The organism is Streptomyces griseus subsp. griseus, from assembly GCF_000720255.1.
In the GTDB taxonomy this organism is placed as follows: Bacteria; Actinomycetota; Actinomycetes; order Streptomycetales; family Streptomycetaceae; genus Streptomyces; species Streptomyces griseus_I.
The window spans coordinates 138,685-163,295 of the sequence record NZ_JOJE01000014.1 but is presented as its reverse complement, the minus strand read 5'-3'; the positions used below and the strand labels follow the sequence as shown (position 1 = coordinate 163,295).

At 69.8% G+C, this 24,611-nt stretch carries 24 protein-coding genes and 2 pseudogenes; 9 read left to right on the top strand and 17 right to left on the bottom strand.

All coding sequences use genetic code 11. The annotated features are described in order from the left end of the window. On the top strand, positions 1-106 hold a 106-nt coding region (locus tag IG99_RS52385), incomplete at its 5' end, for a thioredoxin domain-containing protein (protein ID WP_463607317.1). Positions 107-184: 78 nt separating this feature from the next. Here IG99_RS52385 and IG99_RS20990 read toward each other — a convergent pair. The 4 genes from IG99_RS20990 to IG99_RS20975 all read right to left on the bottom strand — a co-directional run bounded on the left by IG99_RS20990 (position 185) and on the right by IG99_RS20975 (position 3,064). After that, entirely contained in the window at positions 185-871 is a 687-nt protein-coding gene (locus IG99_RS20990) for a hypothetical protein (protein WP_037676194.1), read from the bottom strand. Positions 872-1,578: 707 nt separating this feature from the next. After that, the gene (locus IG99_RS20985) at positions 1,579-1,956 is read right to left on the bottom strand and encodes a hypothetical protein (RefSeq protein ID WP_037676193.1); all 378 of its coding nucleotides are present in this window, start codon (positions 1,954-1,956) and stop codon (positions 1,579-1,581) included. Continuing rightward, on the bottom strand, positions 1,956-2,195 hold the full coding sequence (locus IG99_RS20980) for a hypothetical protein (RefSeq protein WP_037676192.1): 240 nt from the start codon (positions 2,193-2,195) through the stop codon (positions 1,956-1,958). Before IG99_RS20980 ends, IG99_RS20985 begins: the two co-directional genes overlap by 1 nt. A 395-nt stretch (positions 2,196-2,590) precedes the next feature. Further along, positions 2,591-3,064, bottom strand: coding sequence for an NUDIX hydrolase (locus tag IG99_RS20975; protein ID WP_037676191.1), 474 nt, complete (start codon positions 3,062-3,064; stop codon positions 2,591-2,593). Between the two features lie 384 nt (positions 3,065-3,448). On the opposite strand from IG99_RS20975, the gene IG99_RS20970 reads away from it, so the two are divergent. Both IG99_RS20970 and IG99_RS20965 read left to right on the top strand, forming a co-directional pair. Next, positions 3,449-4,060: a hypothetical protein gene (locus IG99_RS20970; RefSeq protein ID WP_158973214.1), complete on the top strand. Its 612-nt coding sequence runs from the start codon at positions 3,449-3,451 to the stop codon at positions 4,058-4,060. Positions 4,061-4,203: 143 nt separating this feature from the next. Further along, positions 4,204-4,851, top strand: a complete 648-nt coding sequence (locus tag IG99_RS20965; RefSeq protein WP_234311907.1) for a hypothetical protein — start codon at positions 4,204-4,206, stop codon at positions 4,849-4,851. A 69-nt stretch (positions 4,852-4,920) separates the two neighbouring features. Here the strand turns inward: IG99_RS20965 and IG99_RS20960 are convergent, their stop codons facing one another. The 3 genes from IG99_RS20960 to IG99_RS20950 all read right to left on the bottom strand — a co-directional run bounded on the left by IG99_RS20960 (position 4,921) and on the right by IG99_RS20950 (position 7,342). Next, the gene (locus IG99_RS20960) at positions 4,921-5,337 is read right to left on the bottom strand and encodes a hypothetical protein (protein WP_037676185.1); all 417 of its coding nucleotides are present in this window, start codon (positions 5,335-5,337) and stop codon (positions 4,921-4,923) included. A 4-nt stretch (positions 5,338-5,341) separates the two neighbouring features. Then, a complete protein-coding gene (locus IG99_RS20955) occupies positions 5,342-6,172 on the bottom strand; it encodes an IS5 family transposase (RefSeq protein WP_037676183.1) in 831 nt (276 codons plus the stop codon). Positions 6,173-6,817: 645 nt separating this feature from the next. Next, complete coding sequence (locus tag IG99_RS20950) at positions 6,818-7,342, bottom strand: peptidoglycan-binding domain-containing protein (protein ID WP_051865685.1); 525 nt, start codon at positions 7,340-7,342, stop codon at positions 6,818-6,820. Between the two features lie 442 nt (positions 7,343-7,784). Between IG99_RS20950 and IG99_RS50415 the strand changes: the two are divergent. Continuing rightward, a pseudogene (locus tag IG99_RS50415) lies at positions 7,785-8,477 on the top strand (Tn3 family transposase); the annotation flags it as partial. A gap of 85 nt (positions 8,478-8,562) precedes the next feature. Here the strand turns inward: IG99_RS50415 and IG99_RS20940 are convergent. Next, the gene (locus IG99_RS20940) at positions 8,563-9,858 is read right to left on the bottom strand and encodes an MFS transporter (protein ID WP_037676182.1); all 1,296 of its coding nucleotides are present in this window, start codon (positions 9,856-9,858) and stop codon (positions 8,563-8,565) included. After that, positions 9,855-10,391, bottom strand: a complete 537-nt coding sequence (locus tag IG99_RS20935; protein ID WP_037676180.1) for an ArsR/SmtB family transcription factor — start codon at positions 10,389-10,391, stop codon at positions 9,855-9,857. The genes IG99_RS20940 and IG99_RS20935 overlap by 4 nt, the downstream gene beginning before the upstream one ends. A 695-nt stretch (positions 10,392-11,086) precedes the next feature. On the opposite strand from IG99_RS20935, the gene IG99_RS20930 reads away from it, so the two are divergent. Continuing rightward, entirely contained in the window at positions 11,087-11,884 is a 798-nt protein-coding gene (locus IG99_RS20930; RefSeq protein ID WP_037676179.1) for a ribosome-inactivating family protein, read from the top strand. Positions 11,885-12,329: 445 nt separating this feature from the next. Here the strand turns inward: IG99_RS20930 and IG99_RS47705 are convergent, their stop codons facing one another. Next, entirely contained in the window at positions 12,330-12,545 is a 216-nt protein-coding gene (locus tag IG99_RS47705) for a hypothetical protein (RefSeq protein ID WP_037676178.1), read from the bottom strand. A gap of 43 nt (positions 12,546-12,588) precedes the next feature. On the opposite strand from IG99_RS47705, the pseudogene IG99_RS50410 reads away from it, so the two are divergent. Next, positions 12,589-12,995, top strand: a pseudogene (locus tag IG99_RS50410) (IS5 family transposase); the annotation flags it as partial. Between the two features lie 16 nt (positions 12,996-13,011). Here IG99_RS50410 and IG99_RS20920 read toward each other — a convergent pair. Continuing rightward, a complete protein-coding gene (locus IG99_RS20920; RefSeq protein ID WP_037676177.1) occupies positions 13,012-13,524 on the bottom strand; it encodes a hypothetical protein in 513 nt (170 codons plus the stop codon). Between the two features lie 424 nt (positions 13,525-13,948). On the opposite strand from IG99_RS20920, the gene IG99_RS20915 reads away from it, so the two are divergent. After that, positions 13,949-15,337, top strand: coding sequence for an MFS transporter (locus tag IG99_RS20915; RefSeq protein WP_037676174.1), 1,389 nt, complete (start codon positions 13,949-13,951; stop codon positions 15,335-15,337). 53 nt (positions 15,338-15,390) lie between these two features. Here the strand turns inward: IG99_RS20915 and IG99_RS20910 are convergent, their stop codons facing one another. From IG99_RS20910 to lnt, 4 genes are all read right to left on the bottom strand, one after another. Further along, a complete protein-coding gene (locus IG99_RS20910) occupies positions 15,391-17,340 on the bottom strand; it encodes a helix-turn-helix domain-containing protein (protein ID WP_037676225.1) in 1,950 nt (649 codons plus the stop codon). A gap of 76 nt (positions 17,341-17,416) precedes the next feature. After that, positions 17,417-18,223 carry a 3-hydroxybutyrate dehydrogenase gene (locus tag IG99_RS20905; RefSeq protein WP_037676172.1) on the bottom strand — a complete coding sequence of 269 codons (807 nt, stop codon included), beginning with the start codon at positions 18,221-18,223 and terminating at the stop codon, positions 17,417-17,419. A 54-nt stretch (positions 18,224-18,277) separates the two neighbouring features. After that, positions 18,278-18,757, bottom strand: a complete 480-nt coding sequence (locus IG99_RS20900) for an NUDIX hydrolase (protein ID WP_037676169.1) — start codon at positions 18,755-18,757, stop codon at positions 18,278-18,280. A 67-nt stretch (positions 18,758-18,824) separates the two neighbouring features. Further along, positions 18,825-20,435 carry an apolipoprotein N-acyltransferase gene (lnt, locus tag IG99_RS20895; RefSeq protein ID WP_037676168.1) on the bottom strand — a complete coding sequence of 537 codons (1,611 nt, stop codon included), beginning with the start codon at positions 20,433-20,435 and terminating at the stop codon, positions 18,825-18,827. A 379-nt stretch (positions 20,436-20,814) separates the two neighbouring features. Between lnt and IG99_RS20890 the strand changes: the two genes are divergently transcribed. After that, positions 20,815-21,804, top strand: a complete 990-nt coding sequence (locus IG99_RS20890; RefSeq protein WP_199815569.1) for an O-antigen ligase family protein — start codon at positions 20,815-20,817, stop codon at positions 21,802-21,804. Positions 21,805-21,915: 111 nt separating this feature from the next. On the opposite strand, the gene IG99_RS20885 is transcribed toward IG99_RS20890, so the two are convergent. Together IG99_RS20885 and IG99_RS20880 are read right to left on the bottom strand one after the other, a co-directional pair. Next, positions 21,916-22,449 carry a hypothetical protein gene (locus tag IG99_RS20885; RefSeq protein WP_037676163.1) on the bottom strand — a complete coding sequence of 178 codons (534 nt, stop codon included), beginning with the start codon at positions 22,447-22,449 and terminating at the stop codon, positions 21,916-21,918. A gap of 103 nt (positions 22,450-22,552) precedes the next feature. Further along, positions 22,553-23,338 (bottom strand): glutamate racemase, encoded by a 786-nt coding sequence (locus IG99_RS20880; protein WP_037676162.1) that lies wholly within the window; start codon positions 23,336-23,338, stop codon positions 22,553-22,555. A 57-nt stretch (positions 23,339-23,395) separates the two neighbouring features. Here IG99_RS20880 and IG99_RS20875 point away from each other — a divergent pair, with 57 nt between their 5' ends. Next, entirely contained in the window at positions 23,396-24,610 is a 1,215-nt protein-coding gene (locus tag IG99_RS20875; RefSeq protein WP_234311906.1) for a glycosyltransferase, read from the top strand. Position 24,611 lies beyond the last annotated feature (1 nt).

The following is a 24,611-nucleotide window of genomic DNA, read 5'->3' as shown; positions in this document are numbered from 1 at the left end:
AGCCAACGACGGCAACGAGACCGTGCCGACCGTCGTCGTGGCGGGTCAGCCGCACACCAATCCCGATCCCGCATGGGTGCGCGAGCAACTCTCCCGTTCCGCGTGATCGGAACGCAACCGAGGTTAAAAGACAAGCTCAGGGCCCGGCAACCCAAGCGGGCTCAGCCGCGCCGCACCGCATGTGTCACGCCCTCTCATGCCAGGGGAAGCCATCCGGGTCCGCGGCGGCACGAGCCCAGACCCGCTCATCGTCATGGCCGCGAATCTGGTCCAGGAACGGGAAGTCCTCCGGCCGCACGGCCAGTTTGGCGACAGGGGTCACTGGTACGGGACTTGCCCATTGGGCTGGCTGCACCGAGACATCGCCGACCCGCATCCGCGGCTGCAGCTCAAAGGTGCTGGCCGGCAGCAGGTACACCGTGCCGGGACGCCAGGGCTGCTGCTTCAGCGCCTGCGCGCTGATGGAGAAGTAGTAGTGCGGCTCGCCGAGCCGCTCGCTGCCATTGGCGAGACGGGCGCAGCCATTGATCAACGACATCGGGTGGCGGGCCCGGTCCAGGATCGCGTAGTACATCGGCCAGAGCCCGTCGCCGGCGGCGAAGACCGCGCGCCGGTTGCCGAACTCACTGCTGTCATCCGGCTGCCGCGGTTCGAAGCGGCTGATCGCCGGGTCACCCGAGCCGTGCAACAGCAGCCTGCCGCGGTCTGCGGCATGGCAGAGGAACTGCCATCTCGGCGCATCGAGCCGGTAGTCGATGGGCTCATCGGGACCGTTCGCGAGCGCTTGCTCCAGCAGTCGGTCGAAGGATGTTGATGTTCTGCGGTCCGGGGGTGGAGCAGGACGCGTCATCCAGTACGCGGGCAGCTTCATCGGAGCAACCTATCCAGCGCACCGCTCGGGGCACCACGAATCCGGCTGGATGCGCTCTCCGGGGCAGCAGCGAGGCAGGCCGACCATCAGCAAGATCCGGCTCATCGCCGTCATCGCTGGCCATGACGCTCGATCACCCGCAGAAAAACCGCCACGGCGGCGAGGAGCCATGTCACCTTCTCGCCTTCACGGGTTGTGCCAGAACGGTCTCCTCCGACCCTGCGGTCCCGGACTGGTAGCCCTCGGCTGCGCCGCGAACATTGCCGCGTACTGCCCTTCGTGCGCGATCAGCTCCGTCGGCATCTGGGCTTGTCTGGCTTGGGCATTGCACTGAACGTAGGGGCAGCCCCGGCGGCATTGGCCAAGAGGTGTTCGCAGCCTGCCCCGACGAATACGTGGCCAAGCTGCGGGAGGCGTCTGCGCAGCCCGACGCCACCAGCGCTTCGGGCATCCTGCCGTCCTCACGTAGCGCGGAACCCCTCCCGCATGTCTCACGGCTGTTGGGCGACCGGGGGCGCTGGCGGGGTCGACGCCAGATCCGCCCTATCCGACCACCCGCCATGCTCTCCCCGCCACTGTCCTCGCGTTCCACACCCCGGACTCGTTGAGGCTTCCTGCTGGGCTTGCACGTCTACATCCCGGTCATCACCTGCACGGCCAGGCCGGGAGCCTCCTCAGCCGGGAACCGCAGCAGGGCCGTGCTGGGGTCAGCTGGCAACGGGCCATGTGCGCAGCAGGGCGGTGATCCCGGTAGCAGCGCAGGCGGGGTTGCGTAGCAGGTCACGCAAGGCAAGCGCGTCCTCGCGGGTGGGTTTGACCGGGATCCCGGAGGCTTCCAGGTACATGACGCCTGTGGCCGCGGCGACCGCCATGTTGGAGCGCTCCAGCCAGCGGCAGCGGCCGAGGACGTGGACCAACGCCGCAGCTCGGGCGTAGGGGCCGTCGTAAACCGGCTGCTCCAGCAGTTCGGCTTTGTGGCAGGCGACGGCGGCTACCGGCACGCCGTAGTCGTCGGGGGCCGGGTCTCCTGCGCCGGCCATTTCTGCGACTTGGAGGATCCAGGGGACGTCGATGTGCAGTTCCATTACGCGGCGTGTGCTCCCGGCGCGTTGCGGTCGGTGTCCTCGGCCTCGTCGAAGAGCTGCTGGTGCTCGTCGAGGAAGCGGCGAGCGGCGTCCAGGCCGCGCTGGCGCAGGCCGTCGGCGTCGTCACGGACGAGACCGGCGATGTAGTCCCCGAGGTCCAGGCCGCGGTCCTTGGCCCGGGCCTGGGCAAGTTTCTTGACCTCGGGGTCGATGCGTACGCCAAGCTGAGTCTTTGCCATTCATGCATGGTAACAACTGTTACCAACGGGTGCGGCCTGGTCATCGACGCTCTTGGTCTGGGGCTGAGACGCCTATCGAGGCCCCCGCCGAGCAGGGGCACCGATAGCGGTGGAGCTGAGCTTCACCTGTGCTGGTCGCTATCGGCGCCGGAAGCAACGAGGTCCTCGAGCCGAAGAGCCAATTGCGGACTGGGTTGGCGACTGGGGCGGCCTCCCGACATGACCGTGATCAAGCAACACGGACTCCGACATGACCGTGATCGACGCACAATCCCTGCCGTTGCTGAGCGGACGGACCAGTGCATTCACCCCAAAGGGCGTCGCGGTACTGCCGACCGGCCCACCGGCGAACGGCGCCGTCTGCGGGGAAGCCAGTTCGGATTGTTGATGGCGCCTCAGTGCTGGATCAGGCCGCCGACCGGGACGGGAGCGACGTGGCCGGTTGCCGGAAGCGTCTGAGCCAGGGCGAGGCCGATGTCGACCAGCGATGACCGGCGCAGGCAAGCAACATCGGGAATCGGAGTCCAGACCGACTCAACAATTTTGCCGTTCGGCTCGGGCCGCAGCTGGCCGCCGGTGATACGAACCTGGTAGAAGACGCCGACATTCTGATGCTCCGGTCCGCCGGGGACGGCACGTTCAGCCGCCGGGATCACACGGGAGTCCACTCCCAGCAGGCGTTCGACCACCGCATCACAGCCGGTCTCCTCAGCGACTTCCCTGATCACCGCGTCGAACGGATCCTCCGCGTGCTCGACCCTGCCGCCCGGAAGGGTCCAGTTGCTCTCGCCCTTCAACGGCACGTGACGGGCGAGCAGTACCCGCCCGCCCTCAATGCACACGGCATACGCCGCCAGTCGGAAACTCATTTCCCCCGCACCTCCCGCCGGACCCTATCCCGACGTCCAAGATCCATGAAGCGCCATGAGCGCAGAGTGGAGCCAGATCAACTTCTCACGCGGGGAGCCACTTCAGTTCCGTGCGGTGGAGCCCAAGGAAGTGCTTACAGACACCCGCGGGCGTGGGGACGACACGGGCACCACCGCCGGCAAGGTCGACCGCGTGGAGCTACCCCCGCGGGCGCGGGGACGACGCCATGCGGATCCCGATGGCCCCCATGGCCACCGAGCTACCCCTGATGACGCTCTTTGAAAGCGGCTCTGGCCGTAGTTGCGTGAACAGCTGGTCGTGGGTGCTGCAAGACTGCTGTCGGCCGTCACATCGTGGCCGCCGCGTGCTGGTTGACTGTCCCTGTGACTGAACTGATGTACGTACCGGATGCGGAGGACGGCTGGGAGCCCGCGACAGAACCCCCGGGCGGACCCAATCCGGCCCGGCAAGTCTCGATGTTCCAAAGCGTCGGGTGGCCCTTGTACTCGTTCGCCTGTCTCTCGGTGGACTTGGACGCGGTGGCCCGTCGGCTGAGGCTGACTCTTGAGACCTCGTGGGACGGACACGGCAGGGTCCGGGCGGCGTTCTTCGTGGTGGAGGGCACGGATTTCGTCGCTACCCATCACGAAGGGGACGCTCCGGGAACGCACATCTGGACCCGGAAGGGCGGTCCGGTCGACTCGGCCGCGCGCGCGGGCAGGCTCCTTGCCGCGCTTGGCGTGGGGCCGGAGGTGGTCTCGTACTCCACGTGGGGGGTCGGCAGCGATCTGTCGGACATTCCCACTGCCTGGAGTCGTGCGGGGCGTGCCATGCGCAAGCCAGTGCAGTCCCGCCAGGATTTCTGGGAAGACTTCAAGACGCGTCCGGGCATGTTCGTAGGCCGCGTCACCTTCGAGTCGGTGACCGGGTTCCTCAACGGCTACAACGTCGCGGCAGCAGGGGACCTGCTGAACGGGTTTCAGAGGGCATTCTGAACCGGTATGACCGATTCCCGTAGTTGGCTTGTGCCAGGCGCGGTCCTGGCGGTCACGTGGTCCTTCAGCGGCTTCTACAGTGTCCCGAGGTAAAGGGGGCGGCTGGGGGCCGGTAGATCAGAAGGGCTGGCTCAAGAAACGTGGTGCGGATCGAACGATTGGCGGACCTGAAGCCCGTCCACCAGCGGCAGGCGGCCGTCCTGGCCCTGTGGCGGTGGCGCGCGCCGATACTCGCGTTCGAATTGGATGCAGAGTGGGGCGTCGACCAGTTTGTGCTGGAGTCGCTGTTCCGACTGGCAGCATCACCCGCTGGTGAACAGTCGGATGGCGCATACCGGCGAGCAATCGCCGAGCTGTGCACGGCTCCGCTCTTCACATCTGAAGTCGACCCGGACACGGTCCAGCTTTTCCAGTTGGAGACCATCAGCAACCTGCTGACCTTCGGCGAACTGCTGGACAAGCCTGGCGTGGACGAAGTCGGGCGAGTGGTCGAAGCGTCGGCCGGCCTGGCGAACTACCTGGACGGTCTCGTCGAGGGCTCCTTCTACTCTCACCCCGCGGAGGAAGCCCACCGTCAGTACCTCGCCGACCTGGCGGACCGGGCGGGCGAGGGCTACTTCGCGTCGCGCCACTTCGCAGTCGAGACAGCCTGCCACGGTGCTCTTGGGGTTCTCCCCGATTCCGCAGGGCTGCTCGACTCGTCCACGGGTCGCGAGTTGCTCGCGCTCTGCGAGGGCTTCGGCGAAGAGCTCGTCACAACGATGCAGTGGCTCCGCATGACGGGTCACTAGCGATCGCGTCGTGAGCCGGCTGGCGAGTGCGGCAGCCGTGACGGACGGGTGGCCCGGGCTGGAGGGCTGCTACGGGCGGCGCTGGGCAAACAGGCCCGGTTCGGTCTCGGCAAGAACACCCAGGCTGACCAGGCGCTTGAGCTTGTGTCGGATGCTCTCGATGTTCTTCGCCGTGAGCGGGAGGTCCAGGGCCTGGCACAGGTCGCGGGCGCGCTTCGGTCCGGGAGCCTCGGCGAAGGTGCCGAGGATCTGCTGGTAGGCCGGGTGGGCCGGCAGGGCGGGCGGCTCCTCGGTCGGTTCCGGGGCGGTCGGCGGGAGGGCGAGGAGCGTCTTGCGGGTCACCGCCAGGTTTTCGATCTCCTCGTCGAGTTCACGCAGGCGCGCGGTGAGTTCGTCGATCTGCGTGCGGAGCTGTTCCGCGGCGGTGCCGAGCTCGCGTTCGCGTGCGTCGATCCGCTCCAGGAGCGGTGTGACCTGGGCGTCCACGCGGTCACCCGCGCCAGGTGGGCGTGGTCTGGCCGGTGAGTCGGCGCGCTATCACGTCGATCATGGCCCAACGTACCCTGGACTCGGAGGTCTTCGGGCGGCTCTCGTAGTCCCGTACGAGCCGGCGGAACAGCATAAGGATGCCGAGCGTCTGCTCCACGATCCACCTCTTGGCCTGCGGAACGAAGCCGGCGCCCTTGTCCGAGGGGTTGCGCTCGACGATCTCGACGTCGATGCCGACCGTGGTGCCGTGATCGACGACGGTCTTCTTGAAGCCCTGGTCCACCAGGGCCTTCTTGATGGTGCCGATGGGGGCGACCTGGCCGAGCAGAGCGACCCCGAAGGCGTTGTCGTGGGCGCTCGCGGCCAGCACGGTCACGGCGATGACCAGGCCGAGGACGTCCACCGCAAGTCCGCGCTTGCGACCCGGCACCTTCTTGGCCGCGTCCTTCCCGGTCGTGGCCGCGGGCACGTTCACCGCTGCGTGGACGCTCTGCGTGTCGATCACGACCAGGCTCGGATCCTCCGACCTCCCGGCCCTCTCCCGGACCTGCCAGCGCAGCAGGTCGTTGATCTTCACGTCCGTGCCGTCATCGCGCCAGGCCGCGAAGTAGTAGTAGACGGCCGACTTCGGCGGCAGATCGTGCGGGAGGTATTCCCACTGGCAGCCGGTCCTGCCCTGGTACAGGATTGCGTTCACGATCTCCCGTATCTCGTACCGGCCTTGATGGCCCGTCGGAGAAGGGTGTTCGGCCTTCCATGCCGAGATCACTGGTTCGATCAGCGCCCAACGTTCATCGGACAGGTCGCTCTTGTAGGGCTTGCGGTCACTCACCCGAACAGCGCAGCAGGACCAAGCCGCTCGACCAGCCCCAACCGCCCAAACCCACACGATCAGGCGACCACAAGACAGTCATACCGGCTCAGAACGTCCTCTCAGGAGTGGCTCGCCGCCAAACTGGGTTTTGGGACGAACCTGGTCTGGACGGGCTTGGTCCTGAATCTTGCCTTTCCCGAGGGCCGCCCCGCGGAACCGTGGTCACCCGAGGACGACCAGCACGCCGTGGATCAACTGCTCATATTGCTCGACGGGTACTTCGGGTCTCTCGCCGGCGGTCCAAAGGCTGACGGCGAGCCGCAGCCGACCCCGCAATCGTCCTGAACTGGAGCTCCGGCCGGCCTTCCAGCTCCATGCACGCCACCGCATCAACCGCGTCGGTGTGACCGGTCATGGGCCGGCTGACGGGCCGGCCGGTGAATAGATCCACTATTCGCACTGTTCCGTCATGTGAGCCGGTCACGGTGACTGGCCGGCCGTCCAGCACCGTGCACGCCAGCGCGGACACCACGCCGGCGGAGCCGGTCGGCCGACTCCTTGCCGCCCGGTAGCGGCCATGACTCATGTCTGAACAGCGGGCGGTGATAACCTCCCGAATCCCCCGGGCTTGCCTGGAAGGACTCTCGCGAGGCGCCTTCCTGCTCAGCAGCTGGTATAGGAGGCGTAGCGATAGGTGGCGCTGCTTCCGATCATGACCAGCCAGCGGCCATTCGTCTCGTTGCGCTGCGCGATGACGCGCAGGGAGGATTTAGGGGAGTCGTATTCGACGATTCGCATGTTGCGGTTCGTCGCACTCAGCCCCGCGTCGATGAGGTACTTGCCCGCAGCGGAGAAGGTCTTCTTCCCCACGATGCCGTCGTCATCGAGGTCGTGGTCCGCCTGCCATGCCTTCGTAGCAGCCTTGGTCGCGGGGCCGAAGTTACAGTCCACCGAAGAAGCGTAGGAGAAGTCGAGGTAGCCGTCGGCCCAGAGGATCGCCTGCCACACCGCCGTCGCGCCGCTGATGTTCCCCGGGTGGATGTCTCCTTCGTCGCCGAGGTCGTCGAGCAGCGAGCCAGATCCGGAGATGTAGCCGTTGGAGACGGAGGCGTGTGCCGTCGCGCTGGAAGCGAGGAGGCCGGTCACCGACAGAATGGCGAGGGCTGCGGCTGTGAATTTGCGACGCACTGTGTCTCCAATCGAAGAAACGTTGCTGTGAGTTCCTTACGGACTGGGCTCCACCCCGATTCGGAGCGGGTGGTCTGTGGCGCGCCACACACTATCCAGTTTTGCATGTCCATGACCAGAGTCGGCGCGGGGAATGACCCGCATGCCTGCGCACCCGGGCGTGAGTAGTTGCGGTACAGAAAGTGCCGCTGAAATTGATCATGGTCGGCTAGCACACGGGATGCGGCTGCCGCTTGGGTTCGTGGACTGTTCCTGACCGAGGACGCGGCCGAGCACCTGGCCCAGCTGACCCGCGAACTCGACGCGGCTTGGCGGCAGATGGCCGACCGCCTGGAGGAGGCCGGCGCCGGCGCGAAGGCGGAGATCGTCGTCCCCGAAGGCGGGGGACGTGCCCGGCTGAGCGTGGACAAACTTGGCGCGGTGGGCGAACCGGAGTCCCTGACGCTGCCGCGACCTAGCCGACCAGCGATTCTGGCGAGCCGACCTGCCCGACGGCGAGAAGCCGGCCGACGGGTACGGGCCGCTGGAGGCCGTGGCCTGCAGCAAGGTCAACCTGAAGAAGATCGCCACGCACTGGCCGGACATGCTCCGCGTGGCCGGGTCGCTCATCACCAACCAGGTCCGGGCCTACGACCTGCTGCGGATGTTCGGCCGCGAAGGGCACCCGACCCCGCTGGGGGCCGCGTTCGCCGAGTAGGGGCGCATCGACAAGACCATGCACCTGCTCGCTCTGGTCGACCCGGTCGACGACACCTACTGGCGCCTGATGAACCGGCAGCTCACCGTGTAGGAATCCCGCCACCGCCTCGCCCGCGCGATCTGCCACGCCGGCCGCGGCCAGATCCGCCAGGCGTACCGCGAAGGCCAGGAAGACCAGCTCGCCGCTCTCGGCCTGGTCCTCAACGCCGTGATCCTGTGGAACACCCGCTACCTGGACGCCGCCGTTGTCCGGCTCCGTGCCGAGGGCCACGACATCAAGGACGCAGACGTTGCCCGCCTCTCCCCACTCTAGGACCGGCACATCAACTTCCTGGGCCGCTACCTGTTCAACATCAAAGCCAGCGGCCCCGACCAAGGCCTGCGCCCTTTCCGGGACCCGGACGTCGCCGAGGACGACGAGAACGACGAGGATTGACGGTCGGCGCACGAGACCGACCTGCCACTCGTTGCGCCCCGCGGGGGCCTGGCACCCGACTTGTTGTGACGCTTCGCGGCAGGCGTCACAACAAGTCGGGTGCACTCTCCTGGGCGGGTTCCTTGGATGCCGGGTGATCTGGACCGCCGGTAGGGGCGGCTGCACGCAGCGCCGCTTCGACCCGGCGGTTGCTGGTCATGGATGCCGTGACGGCCGTCATCGCCAGGAGGAGGACGGCTGCGGCGTAGAGCGGGGTACGGATGTCATAGGTGGTGGCCAGCCAGCCGCCGAGGAAGGCCCCGATGGGGGCGGCGCACATGGCCAGCATGCGGGAGGTGGAGGCGACCCGGCCCATGAGGTGGGCCGGGACGATCGCCTGCCGGAGGGAGGGCCCGAGCACCATCGTGGCGCCCATGCCGGCCCCGCAGACGGCGAGCGCAAGCCCGGCCACGTACGGGTTCGGGGCAGCGGCAAGGCCCAGGATGGCAAGCCCTTCGACGGCGGCCGTGCAGGTCAGTGCGGTGCCGGTACCGAGTCGCCGGCCAAGGTAGGAGGCGATGCCCGCACCGAGCAGGCCGCCGGTGGCCTCCGCCGTGAGAAGCAGGCCGAAGCCGTAGGTGTCGATGCCGAGGCGGTCGTGCGCGAAGAGGGCGAGGACGGTCTCCACAGCGAGGAAGGCGACGTTCCCGACCGCTGGGCGGAGCGCGAGCCCGAGCAGCAGCCGGTCCCGGAAGACGTACGAAGCCCCGGCCCGCGCCTGCCGAAGCAGCGACTCGCGGGTCTCCGGCACGGGCCGGGGCATGGCAGGAAGTGACCGTACGAGCAGTGCGGAGAGCATGAACGACACCGCGTCGGCGAGCAGCGGAACCGCCCGCCCGAGCGCGAGCAGCGCACTGCCCGCAGGCGGCCCCGCGAAGCCGGACATGGCGGTCTGGGCTCCGCGCAAGCGGGAGTTGGCGCGCTCCAAGAGTGCGGGTTCGCGGCCGAGCAGATCGGGCAGGTAGGCCGTGGCGGCCGTGTCGAAGAAGAGTCCGCCGAGGCCGAGCAAGAAGGCGACGGCCGCGAGCAGCGGAATACTCAGCACGTCGAGCGCGGCCGCTGCCGCCGGTATCGCGAGCAGCACCGCACGCGCCGCGTCTGTCACCCACATCGTGCGTCGGCGGTCCCAGCGGTCCACCAGCGCACCGCCGAGCACGCCGAAGAGCAGCCACGGCAGCGTTCCGGCGGCCGTGACGACGGCGAGCGCCATCGGATTCCGCGTCAACGTCAACGCGAGCAGCGGCAGCGCGGCATGCGACACCCCGTCACCGAGTGAGGACACCGTCTGCGCAGTCCACAGCCGTCCGAACCCGGTCGGCAACTTCCGAACGTCTGAGGTCACTTGGCGCCCCGCTCAGCCTGCTCGCGCGGTGCCGGGTGGAACAGTGCGAAGACGAGTGACGCGTCCGGCAGCGACGGATCGGACAGCTCCCGGTACTCGTCCGCCAGTGCCTGCAGCCGCGCCCCAAGCTGCGCGAACTGCTCCTCGGTGAGCCGCAGATGCGCCATCCGTACGTGCCGCTCATCCACCGGTGACGACTCCAGGTCCGCCACCGCATGGCGCATCAGCACATCCGGCCCTCCCTTGCCCGGATCCGGCAGCTCGATCGACCGTGCGGCCATCGCGTAGTACCGCTCGGTGACACCCCGCACCTTCCGCGTCCGTACCACCTTCACCAGGCCTGCCCGCTCCAGCAGCCGCACGTGATAGCTGGAACTCCCCTTCGCAAGGCCCACCCGCTCGGCGATCTGCGTAATCGTCGCCGGCTCGAAGCGGAGCACGGCCATGATCCGGTGGCGCGTGAGATTGGAGACGGCGCGCAGCTGCTCGTCCGTGGTGACGTGAAACGTCTCGGGAAGATCGTCGGTAGGCATGCGAGCAATGGTCAACGATTCTTGACCATTGAGCAAGGGGATTTCGCGCGGACCTCCAGAATCTGCTGTCCGGCGCGCGAGGCCTTCTGCCAAAGCTCACCCACCCGCTGCCCAGCCGGGGAACTGTCAGAAAAACTCGTTTTCTGAAGATCGCTCTCGACGGGTCGCAGTCCCTTCGGAGCCTTCAAAAAACCCTGCAATCCGGTGCCATTACGACCACTCAGGAGCCAGCGCAGGGCACGGACGCGCTCGTCGCCGAGCCGCTCGTGCGCACCGAGATGTCGCGTCAGAGTGCCCCGTCTCGGCGAGCGTCGCAGATCAACGGTTCCCCCACGAACCCGGCGGCGATCCGGGACCGTTCGCCTGACGCAGCTCGGCCAGCGGGTGCCGCAGGCTGCGCTTCGCTGTCCGCCCTAGCGGAGGCGACGGCCTGCCCGCAGAGAGCACCCGTGGCAAATCCCCAAGCGCAGGAACGGACCTGGCCGGCGTGTGGCGACGCGCCTGGCCGGCTACGGCGGCGCTGTGCGCGGACAGGGAAGAGGCGGTGCACGCAGAGGCAACGACCGAACAGCCGACGGCCGTAGCGTTCCGCAGGAATGACATGCGGCCGGACACCTGGTCCGGCGATCTGGCTCGAAAAGGCGAATTCTGTGACAAGAAAACTCTGCGCCGCGTTACTGTCCCTGGCCGTGGCAATGGGTCTCGTAACGGGGCTCAGCTCGACGGCCTCGGCAGCCAACTATCAGATCATCGACTACAACATCTCCGACATCACCGCCGGGGGCCAGGACCACGCCCTCGCGTACTACCACGTCGTCGACGCCATCCACCGGCTCAGCTACGGAGAGCCCACGGAAGAACGCGCCGTCACGCAGACCACGGAGGAGCGGGGCCGGCTCATCCAGGTGCGGATCCGCGATACCGGGGGCAACGACCTCGTCTCCATCTACCTGTGGGCCAACAACCTCTACGTGGCGGGTTTCTACACTTCGCGCGGGGACCAACAGCACTACGTCTTCGACGACGGCCGCGCGGCCGAGTTCCAGCGGGCGCTGGGCATCGGCAACTCGATTTCCCTCAGGCAGACCGGTAACTACTCCACCCTGCCGACCGGGAACACCCGGGAGAGCCTGACGATCAACCCGCAGGCCATCTACAACGCGGCACGCAATCTCGGGACCTCGCGGGGGTACAACGACAGCGTGGGCCGCGCCCTCGTCATCATGATCCAGGCGTTCTCCGAGGCAGCCCGCTTCGGGCCGATCTTCGACCTTGTCTACAACAACATCTACCACCCCGGAAACTCGCGGCAACTGGGCATCGACTACGCGGGGCTGGAAAACCAGTGGGGCTCCCTCTCCCAGTTCGCCCGCAACCTGCGCAACGGCCAGGGCGCGTCCATCAACCTCCTCGGCGCGATCGTCAGGTCCTTCGACCAGCTGCGGCAGCGCCTGTCGTTCGTGGAGCTGAACGGGTCCATCGCCCAGCTCTAAGGTGTTCTGTCCCGGGAGGTTGTGGACGGTGACAGGCAGGCAGGGCGCCGCGGAGTTGACGCGCACGCCCCTGTCGCCGACCCGCTCGACGAAGCCGCGGGCGGCCAGCCGGTCGACGGCCTCCAGCACCTCACCAGACGCCAGGTAGTCGAGCGGCATGAGGAAGAACGCCACCTGGAGGTTCTTCACGTTCAGCACGGTGGCCCGTCGCTGTCCCGCCTGTTCCAGCACAAGCCACAGCAGCACCGCAGCCTCGTAGTGAGAACGGGCCAGCTCCGTGGCCACGTCCTTGTGCAGCGACACCACCAGAGTGTCGGCGCAGTCGGGGTCCAGCGGCATGAAGTAACGGTCGGCGTCCGGCGGCAGAATGCGGTGCGCGGGCACCTGCATGGCCTGTTCGGCGTCCCGGGTCCGGCCCCGGTGCAGCTGGGAGCGCCCGGCACGGTCAGACGCACTTCTCGCCCGGTGCGGCACGGCAGTCCGAGCAGGTACGGCCCCGCGCTTCGTGGGCCTGCGCGGCGAAGCAGTACTCCCATTCGTGCGCGGTACGGGCGGTCCAGGCCGGGTTGGCACCGTCCGTGCTGCGGGCCCGGATGTCGGCGACGCCTGCGTGCAAGGCTCCGCGCCGGGCGGCGGCGGGGCGCCGTGCGCGTCTGACCATGTGTCAGCAGAGTCAGCATTAGGTCAGCAAAAGCCCTGCCACAGCTGCCCACCTCACCGGCGGCAACACCAACGACTGCACTCGGTTCGAGCAGGTCATGACCGAGATCCACGTCCCTCGCACCGGTCCCGGCCGACCCCGCACGACACCGGACCACGTGATCGCCGACAAGGGGTACAGCTCTCGCAGGATCCGCACCTACCTGCGCAGACGCGGCATCCGCCACACGATCCCCGAATGGCAGGGACCAAGCCGCCGGCCGCCGCCGACGTACACCCGCCGGCGGCCGACCGCCCGGCGTCGATAGGGCCGTCTACCGCCTCCGCAACGTCGTCGAACGCTGCTTCAACCGCCTCAGGCAATGGCGCGGCCTGGCCACCCGCTACGCCAAAGGCCCGCGAGTCCTTCCAGGCCGCCGTCACCATCGCCTCAATCCTGCTCTGGATCTGAACTTTGAAGACGATCTCTAGTCCCGGATCCCCAGGTCTTCCCTCATCAGTGTCCGCATCGCTACCAGCCGGGGCTCCGCCTGCCTTACCTCGACGAGTAGGCGCTCTGCACTCTCGCCGTCACGCGCGAGGCCGCGGTCATTGCGTTTGGCCGCCGCGTCGACCTCAGCGAGCACCTTGTTGAGTTCTCGCGAGGCCTCCATGATCCGCAAGGGGACGATCATTTGGGCTGCCGCGTAGCGGTCGCGGTACTCCCTGCGGGAATCCTCAAGACGGGTGCGGTCCTCCTCGGCATAGACGCCGTCACGGATGCGGTGCAGGGCGTCCTTGAGGAGCGTGTGGAATTGCTCGGCGGCACGGTTCATGGCCGTGTATGCCTCTCGCCGCTCCTCGAAGGATCTTCTCCGGTCGGCGATTTCGGCCTCGGCGGCGCGTTCGCGGGCGTTGAAGCGTTGCGGGAGTACCGAGCCGAGAAGCGCTCCGCCGAGGCCCGCCGCCGCAGTGATCGCGGTCGCTATCGCGTCTGACATGCCCGGACCCTATCGCCATCCGCACTGACGCGGCTCCGTCGAGCCGTTCGCGGCAGGGATGAGGGTGGCGGTGTGTGCTACCCGGTATCCACTTTGAAGACGGATGCCCGAGTTCAACGCAGCGTAGTCAGCACCAAGTCAGCAAGGGAGAGGTGGAGACAGGTGATGACGTGCGCTTTCAGTCAGCACCGAACCAGCACGGGAGTCAGCACGCCATCGCCAAATCATCCCGCATCACGCAACACAGACACCGTCCGGTCTGCCACCGATGCAAGCCCTCGAAACGGCCCACGAACCGACATAGGGGCGGCACGCACACACCGCCCGCGAACTATGTTGCCCCACCACATGTGCCCCTGACCTGCACCTTCCTACGGTATCCGGACACCCACCCGTCCCCACCGCACACGAGGAAGTGGCGCACATGGCCTCCGCAGCAACCGCTCCCCCACCCCCCGCCAACCTCAAACGCATCGTCGCAGCCAGCCTCATCGGCACCACCATCGAGTGGTACGACTTCTTCCTGTACGGCTCGGCTGCGGCGCTCGTGTTCAATGAGCTGTTCTTTCCGGGCTCCGATCCGTTGGTCGGTACGTTGCTGTCGTTTCTGACGTACGCCGTGGGGTTCGCGGCGCGGCCGTTGGGTGCGCTGGTGTTCGGGCATTTCGGTGACCGGCTGGGGCGCAAGAAGCTGCTGGTACTGAGTCTGTTGCTGATGGGTGGGGCGACCTTCGCGATCGGGTTGCTGCCGACGCATGCCACCGTCGGGACCGCCGCGCCTGTGTTGCTGACCCTGCTGCGTCTGGTGCAGGGGTTCGCGCTCGGCGGGGAGTGGGGCGGCGCCGTGTTGCTGGTGTCCGAGCACGGGGACGCGCGGCGGCGTGGGTTCTGGGCGTCGTGGCCGCAGACCGGCGCCCCGGCCGGGCAGCTTCTCGCGACCGGTGTGCTGTCCTTGCTCACCGCGGTCCTCTCCGACGAAGCCTTCGGCACTTGGGGCTGGCGCGTCCCGTTCCTGCTCTCCGGGGTGCTGGTGATCGTCGGTTTGTGGATTCGTCTGTCCGTCGATGAATCGCCCGTCTTCCAGCAGGCGTTGGAACAGGCCGAGGCGCGCCAGGCGGCTCGGTCGGGCGCCGCCGAGAAGTTGCCCATCGTTTCCGTGCTCCGCGACCACTGGCGGGACGTGCTGGTCGCGATGGGCGCGCGTATGGCGGAGAACATCTCCTACTACGTCATCACCGCCTTCATCCTCGTATACGCCACCACCTCGGCCGGCGTCTCCAAGCAGACCGCGCTCAACGCCGTACTCATCGCCTCCGCCGTGCACTTCGCGGTGATTCCGGCCTGGGGCGCGTTGTCCGACCGGATCGGTCGGCGGCCCGTGTACCTGGTCGGCGCGGCGGGTGTGGGGCTGTGGATGTTTCCCTTCTTCGCGCTCGTCGACACCGGTGGCTTCGGGAGCCTGATCCTCGCCGTGACCGTGGGGCTGGTGCTGCACGGGGCCATGTACGCGCCCCAGGCCGCCTTCTTCTCCGAGATGTTCGCGACCCGGATGCGCTACTCCGGTGCCTCCATCGGCGCGCAGTTCGCCTCGGTCGCCGCGGGTGCGCCGGCCCCGCTGATCGCCACCGCGTTGTTGTCCGACTACGGCAGCTCCACGCCGATCGCCCTGTACGTGATCGCGGCGGCCGTGCTGACGCTCGTCGCCGTGGGAGTGGCGAAGGAGACCCGTCACCGGGATCTGGCCGATGTCGAGCCCGCAGTCGGTGCCGAGCCCGCCACTGCCGGGGCGGCGGACACCGCCCGTACCGCCTGACCCCCAGCCGAGACCACTTCCGGCACCGGCCCCCGTACCCCCTGGTACGGGGGTCAGTGCTGTATCGGGGTCGACAATCGGTTGAGCCGCAGGGCGAGTTGTATCTCCAGGGCGCGGGACGGGCTCTGCCAGTCCTCGCCGAGGAGTCGGGCGACGCGTTCCAGGCGCTGGGCGACCGTGTTGACGTGGACGTGCAGTTCGTCCTTCGTGCGGGCGGGGCTCATGCCGCAGGAGAAGTACGCTTCCAGAGTGCGCAGCAGATCGGTGCCGCGTCGTTCGTCGTAGGCGACCACACGGCCGATGGTGCGGTCGACGAAGCCGGCCACGTCTCGGTCGCCCCCGAGCAGCAGCCCCAGGAAGCCGAACTCCTGGGCGGTGGCGCCGTCCCCCGAGCGGCCGAGCAGGCGCAGGGCGTCGAGGCAGCGGCGGCCCTCGGCGTAGGCGGCGGCCACGGTGTCCGGGTGGGCGGCGAGGTTCTCCACCGGGCCGGAGGCGCCGACGGTGACCGCCTCGTGGACGGCCGTGCCCAGCTGCCGTGCGGTGCGACGGGCCAGGTCGCTGGCGGTGTCGTGGGAGGTGAGGGGCAGCAACAGGACGGTGCCTCCGTCGCGGGCGGCGGCGAGACCGTGCCGGGTCGCGGCGAGATGGGAGGCCGCGGACCACAGGCGTCTGCGGGCGGCCGCCTCCTGTTCGGCGTCGGCTGCCGTGCCGTCGAGGCGGGCGGCGAGGACGACGTGGGTGGCGTCGAGGTCGGCGTGCAGTCGGGAGGCGCGGTCGCGCAGCAGGCGGGGGTCGCGGTCGCGGGCGTCGAGCAGGTCGTCGAGGAGCTCGCCGCGTACGCGCTGTTCGGCCTCGGCCGCGGAGCGTCTGGCCAGCAGGACCAGCGAGGTGACCATCGCGGCGCGCTCCAGGGTGCGCTGGTCGACGGGGTCGAGGCCGGGGTGCCCGTGCAGGACGAGTGCGCCGAGCAGTTCGCCGCCCGCCGTGACGGCGGCGATCCAGTCGTCCTCGTACAGCACCGCGTGCCCGTCGGCGCGGGACGCCTCCAGGGCGGCGGCCGGCGCGGCGGCGGCCTCGGCGAACTCCACCGCGCCGTCGAGGACCTGGGAGACCGCGGCGGCCACGTCGTGGACGCCTCCGCCGCGCAGGACGAGTTCGGCGAGCCGGTCGTGGACGTCGGAGGCGCGCTCGATGACCGCGCTGCGGTCCCGGATGATCTCGTTGGCCCGCTCCAGGTCGGCCACTGCGGAGCGGGTCTCGGTGAGGAGGTTGGCGGTGTCGATGGCGGCCGCGGCGAGCGCGGCGAAGGAGCCGAGCAGGGCGATCTGCTCCCGCTCGAAGACCCGGGCCCGGCGGTCGGCGGCGAAGAGCACGCCGATGACGTGGGGCCCGATCATCAGGGGGACCCCGCAGATGGCCACCAGTCCCTCGTCGTGCACGCCCGCGTCGATGGTGGTGGTGTGCTGGAAGCGTGCGTCCTGGAAGTAGTCGTCGGTGACGTAGGGGCGGGCCGTCTGGGCGACGAGGCCGCCGAGCCCCTCCCCCATGCCGAGCCGCAGTTGCTGGAAGCGGGCCGCGACCGAGCCCTCGGTGACCCGCATGTAGGTGTCGCCCCTGGCCGGGTCGTTCAGGCTGAGGTAGGCGACGTCCGTGGCGAGCAGCGACCGTGCGCGCTGCACGATCGCCTGGAGGACGGCGTCCAGATCCCGCAGCCCCGCGAGGTCGTGGGCGGTCTCGAAGAGCGCGGACAGTTCGGCTTCCCGGCGGCGGCGTCCCTCCAGCTCCGAGCGCACGCGCAGGGCGAGCCGCTTGGCTTGTTCGAGCGCCTCGACCTGCTCGGCCGGCTCACCCCGGGCCCGGGCGAGCAGCACCGGCCGCTCGTAGGCTTCGGCGCCCGCTCCTCGGGCCAGCAGCTCCAGGAATGGTGCCTCGGCACCGCTGTGCTCGGATGCCGGAGCTTCGCCGCTGGTGCGCTGTGCTGACGGAACGTGATCGCTGGGCATGCTCACAGGATTCACCATGACCGGCCCGTCCCGTCAGCCCTGTGGATAACTCCGGGTGTCACGGGCCGCACCGTGCTCAGTGCGCGGTCCAGCCGCCGTCGAGGACCAGCGAGGTTCCGGTGACGAAGGACGCCTGCGGCCCGCAGAGATATGCCACGGCCTCGGCGACCTCCTCCGGTTCGACGAGCCGCTTCACCGCGCTGTCCTGGAGCAGCACCTCGGTCAGCACGCGTTCCTCGGGGATGCCGTGCGCCCGTGCCTGGTCGGTGAGCTGTTTCTCGACCAGTGGTGTGCGCACGTAGCCGGGGTTCACGCAGTTGGAGGTGACGCCGTGGGACGCGCCTTCGAGTGCCGCGGTCTTGGACAGTCCCTCCAGGCCGTGCTTGGCGGCGACGTACGCCGACTTGTAGGCCGAGGCGCGCAGTCCGTGCACCGAGGAGACGTTGACGATACGGCCCCACCCCTGCCCGTACATGTGGGGCAGGGCGCCGCGGATGAGCCGGAAGGGTGCCTCCAGCATCACGGTGAGCACGGTGTGGAAGACGTCCGGCGGGAACTCCTCGATGGGGCGTACCAGTTGCAGTCCGGCGTTGTTGACGAGGATGTCCGTGCCCGCGGCGGTGAGCTCGGTGGCGTCCAGGTCGGTGAGGTCGAGGACGTGCGGTTCGACACTGCCCGGCAGCCCCGCGGACGCGGACCGCTCGGCGAGTGTCTCCAGGCCCGTGGCGTCGCGGTCGACCGCTCTCACCTTCGCCCCGGCGGCCGCCAGCCGCAGCGCACAGGCGCGGCCGATGCCGCCGGCGGCACCGGTGACGAGGGCGGTACGGCCGCCGAGGTCGAGTGTGGGGGCGGGGAGGCCGGGAGGGGCGCTGGGCGGGGTCATGTCTCGACCCTAGGCAGCGACCACACCCCGCCCCATATGGTCACCATCCATACTTCAGAGCGGACCCGTGGTGTCGAACCATGTGGGCGCGTCCGACATCGCCGCCTTGATCCGGAACAGCCCGAACTCGTTCAGTTCCGGCAGGGCGTCCACGTCGAACCACGCCACCTCAAGCGACTCGTCGTCGTTGACGCGGGCTTCGCCGCCCACGGCGCGACAGCGGAAGGTGACGTCCATGTACTGGCAGACATCGCCATTGTCGTAGGTGACGGGCTCCAGCGCCTGGACGAGTACGACCCGCTCGACGACACAGCGCACCGCGGTCTCCTCGTAGACCTCGCGGGCCGCGCAGGCCGCCGGCTGCTCCCCCGGATCCGGGATGCCTCCGATCACCGACCACTTGCCGTTGTCGGATCGGCGGCCGAGCAGGACTCGGCCGTCGTCGTCGAAGACGATGGCGGTGACCCCTGGCAGCCAGAGGAGTTGGCGCCCGGCGGTCTCCCGGAGCGTGCGGATGAAGTCAGGAGTAGCCATGGACCGACCTTAACGGGCCGGTCAGGCGGGTCCGGCCGGGTGCGGGGGGCGGGCAACCGGCGTACGACTACACGCCACGGGCGCGCCTCCCGCGCACACCTGCGCCGATCGCCCAGCCGAGTCCGCCCGCGGCGACCAGCACCAGCGCGATCTCCGGCAGGATGCCCAGCGTGGTGGCGGGAGTCTGCGAGGAGCGCAGCGGCACCTTCTGCACCAGGAAGTCGGCGACGAACATGCCGGTCTTCTGGGTGATCCTGCCGTCCGGCAGGATGATCGCACTGACGCCGCTGGTCACCGGCACCGTGACGGTCCGGCTGTGTTCGACGGCGCGGACGCGGGACATGGCGAGTTGCTGGTAGGTCATCTCGCTGCGGTCGAAGGTGGCGTTGTTGCTGGGCACGGAGATGATCTGCGCGCCGTCGGTGACCGTGTCGCGGACCGCCCAGTCGAAGGCCGCCTCGTAGCAGGTGACGAGGCCGACCTTGGCGTTGGCCATGGCGAAGACGCCCGGCTTGGTGCCCCGGCTGAAGCCCTGGCGGACCATGCTGGTCCAGTTCTTGTTGATGGCGCCGATGAACGAACGCAGCGGGAGGTACTCGCCGAAGGGCTGGATCTGCCGCTTGTCGTAGGTGTCGACCGGGCCCTTGACCTGGTCCCAGAGGATCTGCTCGTTGTACCACTTGCCGTCCCGTTCGACGACGCCCCCGACCGAGATGGGCGCGCCGATCGCCTTGGCGGCACCGTCGATGACCGCGCGCGCGTCGGCGTTGGCGAACGGGTCGATGTCGGAGGAGTTCTCCGGCCACAGCACGAGGTCCGGCCGGGCCACCTCGCCGGCCTTGACGCGCGCGGCCAGCCGCAGGGTCTCGCGCGCGTGGTAGTCGAGCACGGCACGCCGTTGGGCGTTGAAGTCCAGCCCGAGGCGGGGCACGTTGCCCTGGATGAGGGCGACGGTGGTGGTGCCGTTCTCCGCCTTGTCGCTGACCAGCGGACGCGCCGCCACGGCGCCCACCACCGGTACGGCGACGCTCAGGAGGGCCAACGCCGCGGCCGACCGGCGTACCGCGCGCGTGCGGCGTCCGTCGAGGACGAGACGGACGACCTCGTACAGGCCGAAGCCGCACAGGACGACCGCGAAGCCGAGCACCGGGGTGCCGCCGAGGGCCGCGAGCGGCAGGAAGACGCCGTCCGCCTGGCCGAAGGCGATCTTGCCCCAGGGGAAGCCGCGGAACGGTACGCGTGCGCGTACCGCCTCACCGGCGATCCACACCGCGGCCGCCCACAGCGGCCAGGCGGGCAGCTTCGACACCGCGGCGACTCCCGCGCCGACCAGAGCGACGAAGACCGCTTCGATGGCCACCAGCGCGATCCAGGGGGCGGGGCCGACCTCCACACCGGTCCACACCAGCAGCGGCAGGAGGAACCCCAGGCCGAAGAGGTAGCCGAGCCCCAGGCCCGCCTTCCAGCTGCGGCCGCGCAGCACCCAGCCGAAGATCGCGAAGGCCGGCAGGGCCAGCCACCACAAGGTGCGCGGCGGGAAACTGACGTACAGCAGCACTCCGGAGAGCGCCGCGGCGGCGGCCGGGACGAAGCGCAGGAGCCGCGCGCCGCGCGATGCGGTCGCCGACTCAGGTCGCGCCTGGTCCGACTGGTCGACGGAGGTTGCGGTGACGGTCACTCCGGGAGTGTACGGCGGGTGACGACCGCGCCGACAGCGCGGTCCGTGCCCACCGCAGCCGCAGGCGGGCGGCTGCGGATCGGCGGCACGGGACGCTCGGGTGCCCGGCGAGCGACACCCCGGGCGCCACGCCGGGGCTCCCGGCCCGCTTGAGACGCATCGTTTCTCCGCAACTCGGTCCAACACATCCACAAACGGCTCATCAGCGGTTACGGTGTGCCCGGGGGCCGTGGCTGTGATCAGTCGCGGGAGCGTTGGGTTCGCGGTCGGTGGGGCGGCCGGGTTCAGGGGGGGCGGGGTGGGTTCCACGGGAGTGACCTCTGTAGCCGGTCCGGACGCGGTCGGCGCAAGACGAAACGTTTCTGACGCGGCGGGCGTGGTGGTGCTCGGGGCTTGCGCCGCCTGGTCCCTGATCACGGCGACCGCGCACGAAGGCCGCCCCGAGGGCATGCTGCTCGCGGTGCTCGCGGTGGCCGCCGGCTATGCCGCCGGGCGGATCTTCGGCGCGATCCTGCCCCTCGCGGCGCCCTGCGTGGCGGCGCTCGCCGGCGTCGCCCTGACCGTGGCGGTCCCGCATCTCTCCGCGGGGCCCGAGATCGTCGGACCGCTCGGGCACGCGGGGGCCACCGCGGCCGTCCTGACCCTCTCCGCCGGTGCCGCCTGCTGCGCCGCCTGGGCCACGCCGGTGACCGCGCTGCGTCTCGCGCTGCGCCTCCTGGCCGTGGCGATCGCCGTGACAGCGGCCGCCCTCGGCTCGACGACCGCCGTGGTCACCTGTGCCGCGGTGCTGCTGAGCTCAGTCGCCGCCGGACGCATGCACCGCGGTGTCGGCCTGGCCGGACTGGCACTGGCGACGGCCCTGGTGACCGGGCTGACCTGGGCGGCGGCCGGGAGAGCCCTCCCGGGCGGGCTCGCGGCGACCCTGGAGGACGCGTTCACCCCGTACCGGATGCATTTGTGGCACGACGCCCTGCACCTGGCACGTCAGGACGCGGCCCTGGGTGTGGGGCCCGGCCGGTTCGGGGAGCTCAGTTCGACGGTCGGCGAGTCACTGTCGTCCGACGGCAAGCCGCACTCGGCGCTCCTGCAGCAGGCCGCCGAGCAGGGGTTCGTCGGCGTAGCACTCCTCGCGGCGGCGTTCTGCTGGGTGCTGCTCGCGCTGTGGCACACATCCCGCACCACTCCGGTCGCGCTGACCGCGGGCGCGGCGCTGACCGCCCTCGCCGCCATCGCGACCGTGGGCAACGCGCTGAGCTTCACCCCGGTGTCGGTGGGCGCGGGACTCCTGGCCGGCCTGGCCACGGCCCGCCCGCTCACCGAGGAGGCGGGGGCGCGGGAGGCACGCGTGCGGGAAGGCACCTGTCCATGAGCTCAGTGCCAGTGATCAATGACCGTTGCCCCATGAACGGCACACGTGCGTGCGGCGGCGTTTTGCTGCAGCGGCGCTGCCACGCCGGCGTCCGACGGCCGGCCCTCGGCCTCAAAGCGCCGGCGTCGTCGGCCGCAGGCGGGACCTGATGGCCTGCACCGCTGCCTCCGCGTTGTCCACGGTGATCGTGAAGGTGTGTCCGTTCCACAGGCGCAGCACCACCCCCTCGCCGCGCCGGACGACGACCGCGGTGCCCTTCTCGGGCCGCCACCGGTAGCCCCAGCCACCCCAGTGACGTGGGTTGACGTGCGGGTCGAAGTCGGCGCCGGCGACGTGTGAGAGGGGGATCCGGCGGCGCGGGACGCCGATGTGGCCGCAGCGCACCTCCACGCACTCCCGGTCGAGCCTGAGATCGACATGGACGAAGGCGAGGGTGCCGAAGAGGACCATCAGCCCGGCCGCGATGCAGCCCACGACGGAGACGACGAGGGCGAGTCCGGAGCTCCAGGCGGAGTCGACGGCGAGCTCGATGCCGAGTGCCATGCAGGCCGCGCCGAAAAGCGCCAGCAACCATTGGACCCGGTTCGTGGCGCGCCCGGTCCAGACATCGGGGTGCGGTGTGGCCCCGCTGTAGGGGTGGTCCATGCCTAGCAGGTTACTCATGTTTCGCTGCGCGGGTACCCCGTCGCGGAGCGTGACCGCGCGGCCGTGGACCCGTACGGCGGGACCGATGGGCCGGGGCCGTGGGTCACTGGGCCGGGGTGACGGCCTGGAGGAGACGGCCTTCCTCGTAGGCCAGGGCGGGGTCGGGCAGCACGCCCTCGCGACCGCTGAGCAGGACCGTCACCGTACCGACGGGAGCGGCCCCCGGTGCCGGGCCGGAGCCGATGCGGCGCAGCGCCTGCGCGGCGACCGCCCCGGCGGAACCGTGCAGGACCAGCGGAGGCCGGTCCGGGCGCTGCACGGCGGTGCGGATGCGCTCGGCGACCAGCTCGTAATGGGTGCAGCCGAGGACGACGGTCGTCACATCCTCCGGGGTGAGAGCGGCGGCCGCGGTGATGGCCGCGTCGATCGCCGCCTCGTCCGCATGCTCCACGGCCTCGGCAAGACCCCAGCAGGGCACCTCGGCGACGTGCACGCCGTCGGCGAAGTCCCGGATGAGGGCCTTCTGGTACGGGCTGCCGGTGGTGGCGGGGGTGGCCCAGATCGCGACGGGGCCGCCGCCGGCCGCGGCCGGCTTGATCGCCGGGACCGTGCCGATCACCGGCACCTCGGGTTCCAGGCGGGCACGCAGGGCGGGCAGGGCGTGCACGGTCGCGGTGTTGCAGCCGACGATGAGGGCGTCGGGCCCGTGGGCGGCGGCGGCCTCTGCGACGGCCACGGCACGCTCGGTGAGATCTTGTGGGGTGCGCGGCCCCCAGGGCATGCCGTCGGGGTCGAGGGAGAGCACGAGATCCGCGTCGGGTCGCAGACGCCGTACCGCGGCGGTGGCCGCCAACAGACCGATTCCGGAGTCCATGAGCGCGATCTTCACCCGGCCACGATAGACGATGTCCCCCGATCGGCCGGGCGGGTGGGGCACACTGCGCGAGTGAGCGCCTTCGTGTGGACCGCCGCCACCTCCCTCGCCGCCTGGCTGTGGCTGCTGCTCTGCCAGGGCTTCTTCTGGCGCACGGACGTGCGGCTGCCGCCTCACGGTGAGCCGCCCCTCCCCGAACCACCCGACCCGACGTCGGGTGGTGAGTCGGAGTGGCCCTCCGTCTGTGTCGTCGTCCCCGCGCGCGACGAGGCCGCCGTCCTGCCGTTGAGCCTGCCGTCGCTGCTCGCCCAGGACTATCCGGGCCGCGCGGAGGTCTTCCTCGTCGACGACGGCAGTACGGACGGCACCGGGGAACTCGCTCGCGAACTGGCCCGGCACCCCGGCGGACTGCCTCTCACGGTGGTCTCGCCGGGCGAGCCGCCCGCGGGCTGGACCGGCAAGCTGTGGGCCGTGCGCCACGGGATCGGCCTGGCACGCGCGCGTGACCCCGAATACCTCCTGCTCACCGACGCCGACATCGCGCACGCGCCCGACAGCCTGCGCGCACTGGTGGCGGCGGCGCGCACCGGTGGCTTCGACGTCGTCTCACAGATGGCTCGGCTGCGGGTGGAGAGCCTGTGGGAGCGGCTCGTGGTGCCGGCCTTCGTCTACTTCTTCGCTCAGTTGTATCCGTTCCGCCGGATCGGCAGGCGGGGGGCCCGGACAGCGGCCGCGGCCGGCGGCTGCGTCCTGCTGCGCGCCGACGCGGCCGCGCGGGCGCGGATCCCCGACGCCATCCGGCAGGCGGTCATCGACGACGTGGCACTGGCCCGTGCGGTCAAGGGCGGCGGGGGGCACATCTGGCTGGGGCTGGCCGACCGCGTCGACAGCGTGCGCCCGTATCCGCGTCTGCACGACCTGTGGCGGATGGTCTCGCGCAGTGCCTACGCCCAGCTGCGGCACAGCCTTGTGCTGCTGGCCGGAACGGTGGCCGGGCTCGCGCTGGTGTACCTGGTGCCGCCCGTGGCCGTGGTCGTCGGTCTGATCGCGGGGAGTGCGACGGCCGCGGTGCTCGGCATGCTCGCGTGGCTGGTGATGACGGGGACGTACGTGCCGATGCTCCGCTACTACCGCCAGCCGCTGTGGCTCGCCCCACTGCTGCCGTTCACCGCGTTCCTGTACCTGCTGATGACGGTCGATTCCGCGGTGCAGCATCACCGGGGGCGCGGCGCGGCCTGGAAGGGCCGCACCTACGCCGGTCCTGAGACGGTTCCCGACGAGGGCTGAG

Coding starts and splice junctions, on each gene's coding strand:
- IG99_RS20990 (WP_037676194.1), bottom strand. CDS start 871: ATGAAGCTGCCCGCGTACTGGATGACGCGTCCTGCTCCACCCCCGGAC.
- IG99_RS20985 (WP_037676193.1), bottom strand. CDS start 1,956: ATGGAACTGCACATCGACGTCCCCTGGATCCTCCAAGTCGCAGAAATG.
- IG99_RS20980 (WP_037676192.1), bottom strand. CDS start 2,195: ATGGCAAAGACTCAGCTTGGCGTACGCATCGACCCCGAGGTCAAGAAA.
- IG99_RS20975 (WP_037676191.1), bottom strand. CDS start 3,064: ATGAGTTTCCGACTGGCGGCGTATGCCGTGTGCATTGAGGGCGGGCGG.
- IG99_RS20935 (WP_037676180.1), bottom strand. CDS start 10,391: ATGCCTACCGACGATCTTCCCGAGACGTTTCACGTCACCACGGACGAG.
- IG99_RS20930 (WP_037676179.1), top strand. CDS start 11,087: ATGGGTCTCGTAACGGGGCTCAGCTCGACGGCCTCGGCAGCCAACTAT.
- IG99_RS47705 (WP_037676178.1), bottom strand. CDS start 12,545: ATGGTCAGACGCGCACGGCGCCCCGCCGCCGCCCGGCGCGGAGCCTTG.
- IG99_RS20920 (WP_037676177.1), bottom strand. CDS start 13,524: ATGTCAGACGCGATAGCGACCGCGATCACTGCGGCGGCGGGCCTCGGC.
- IG99_RS20915 (WP_037676174.1), top strand. CDS start 13,949: ATGGCCTCCGCAGCAACCGCTCCCCCACCCCCCGCCAACCTCAAACGC.
- IG99_RS20910 (WP_037676225.1), bottom strand. CDS start 17,340: ATGCCCAGCGATCACGTTCCGTCAGCACAGCGCACCAGCGGCGAAGCT.
- IG99_RS20905 (WP_037676172.1), bottom strand. CDS start 18,223: ATGACCCCGCCCAGCGCCCCTCCCGGCCTCCCCGCCCCCACACTCGAC.
- IG99_RS20900 (WP_037676169.1), bottom strand. CDS start 18,757: ATGGCTACTCCTGACTTCATCCGCACGCTCCGGGAGACCGCCGGGCGC.
- IG99_RS20885 (WP_037676163.1), bottom strand. CDS start 22,449: ATGGACCACCCCTACAGCGGGGCCACACCGCACCCCGATGTCTGGACC.